This window comes from Pseudomonadota bacterium (assembly GCA_034660915.1).
Classification (GTDB): domain Bacteria; phylum Desulfobacterota; class Anaeroferrophillalia; order Anaeroferrophillales; family Anaeroferrophillaceae; genus DQWO01.
Genome location: JAYEKE010000172.1, coordinates 1 through 2,265 on the forward strand (window position 1 = coordinate 1; position 2,265 = coordinate 2,265).

The following is a 2,265-nucleotide window of genomic DNA, read 5'->3' on the forward strand; positions in this document are numbered from 1 at the left end:
CTGGTGGCCGTTGGCGATAGCCAGGCTGAAAAAGTCAAACCGATTGTCAAACCCTATGGAATTACCGTGCATGGAGGTAAGATCTATGTCTGTGATACTACTGCCGGGCGGGTTATCATCATTGATCCGGCCAAAAAAAGTTTTGATTTCCTCAAGGGAAATTACAGCTTCGGCAAACTGAAAAAACCCATCGGTCTTGAACTTGATCAGGATGATAATCTTTATGTTGCTGATTCAGTGCGTAAAGAGGTTCTGGTGTATGGTCCGAGCGGCAATTTCCTCCGTTCTTTCGGCAAATCCCTGGAGATGAAGCCGGTTGATGTGGCCATTGACGGAGACTACCTCTATGTCCTTGATATTAAAAGCCATGAGGTGAATATCCTTAACCGAAAAACCGGTAAACTTAATGGTAAAATAGGCAAAACCGTCGCCGGTGAGCATCTGCTGTCCATGCCCATCAGTATCGATACCGGTCCCAGGGGCAGTATTTTTATCAGCAATATGACCAGCGGCAAGGTGGTGAACCTGGATCGGGATGGACATCTGCTGGGAGATTTTGGTAAGCTGGGTGATGGTTTTGGTCAGTTTGGCCGCCCCAAAGGGATTGCCGTTGATGATCATGGCCAGATTTTTGTGGTGGATGCCGCCCACCAGAATGTCCAGATATTTAATAAAAAGGGGCGGCTGTTGATGTTTTTTGGTGATCCTGGTCTGCCCTTTGGTTCCTTGAACCTGCCTGCCGGGATTGCCGTAACTTCAAACGGAATCGATCTTTTTCGCCAGTACATCGATCCGGCTTTCCAGGTGGAACAGCTGATCTTTGTTACCAGCCAATTCGGTCCTGCCAAGATTTCGGTCTATGGTCTCGGGCAGTTGAAACAATAGCCGCTGGGTTGGCGATTTCTGTTTGCTATCTCATGATGATGGATGGAGAATATTGAAGATCGGGAAACGAGGTTGGATATGGCTGTTTACTGTCCTTACACTGGGATTGTTGCTGCTTTCCGCCTGTGATCCGGTGACCCGGCATAAAGTGCTGACCACGATTTTTGATGGGGTTCCCAGCCCCATACCTCCGGAAAAAATCCTGGAAGACTATTATCAGCAGCGCCGCCAGCAGGAATTGGCTCAGGCGGCCGGTGTAGATGCCGGTACAGGTCAGACTGGTCGTCTTCACGTCTCTAAGCATCGTCCTTACGCGGAAAAAAGATGTAAAGACTGCCATGACTTTACCACCAGGGTCGGGCTGGTGCGGCCGCCACGGGAACTTTGCTTCCTCTGTCACCAGGATTTTCGTTCACATCTCAGGGATCCTTATGTCCATGGGCCGGTAGCTGTTGGTGACTGTTCGGCCTGCCATCTGCCCCATTCTTCCGAAAACACCTTCCTGCTGGAAATGGATCGTAATGAAATCTGCGGCAAATGCCACCAGGAAGCACGGCTGGCGGTTTCCATGCATGAGCAGGTATTGACCCATGGGATGGCCTGTGTTGACTGTCATGACCCCCATTTCGGTCAGGCTCGTTATTTTCTCAAATAATATGGTGGGTGGTGGATGAAACTGCGACGGTCAATAGCTTTTTTGGTGTTCGCGGTTTTTTTTCTGTCAGCCCATGTCAGTCTGGCTTTCCCCCGGGCGATACTGATGATCAGGGATTTCCATAACTGGCTGGACTTTTCCTATGAATATGATGCCCGGGAATCGGATGGTTCCGGCAGCAAGCTGTCACTGAAGGAACACCAGTTTATAGAGAGCTACCATTTTGATATGCAGTATGCCTTCTACAACCCCCGCTGGGTGCATGGAAACCTGGCTCTTGATCTGGGCATGAAAGAAGAATGGTATGACGGAACTGTCGATGGTTCCGGCAACAGGGTGAACACGGAAACCAGCTATCGCCTGGACGGGATCATCATGGATCGGAAGAAAACTCCCATTGATTTTTTCACCCAGTCCCTGTCGGCTGATGTCGACCGGCGTTTTGCCCGCAATTATGACCTGCAGACCGATAACCATGGCGTTGCCCTGACCCTGAAGAACCGTACCCTGCCTATCCACCTCCGCTATCTGTATAATCGCAGTGAAACCGATGGCCTGGATCTGGACCGAGTGCAGAAAACCTCGACCATGGCTGCCGACGCTATTCATCAGTACCGGGATGTCAGCCTGACAGAGGTTTATTATACCCATACCGATGATGATACCACTTACCATGGTTCGCAGCCGTCAGAATCGAATACCGATAAAGAATTCCAGGCCCGTAA

Annotated in this window: 3 protein-coding genes; all 3 read left to right on the forward strand. The window is 50.2% G+C overall.

Annotation, left to right across the window (positions count from 1 at the left end; translation table 11 throughout):
* On the forward strand, window positions 1-885 hold an 885-nt coding region (locus tag U9P07_10050; GenBank protein MEA2109746.1), incomplete at its 5' end, for a hypothetical protein.
* A gap of 52 nt (window positions 886-937) precedes the next feature.
* Entirely contained in the window at window positions 938-1,540 is a 603-nt protein-coding gene (locus U9P07_10055; GenBank protein MEA2109747.1) for a cytochrome c3 family protein, read from the forward strand.
* A 15-nt stretch (window positions 1,541-1,555) separates the two neighbouring features.
* Window positions 1,556-2,265: hypothetical protein (locus U9P07_10060; protein MEA2109748.1), on the forward strand; the 710-nt coding region annotated here is incomplete at its 3' end.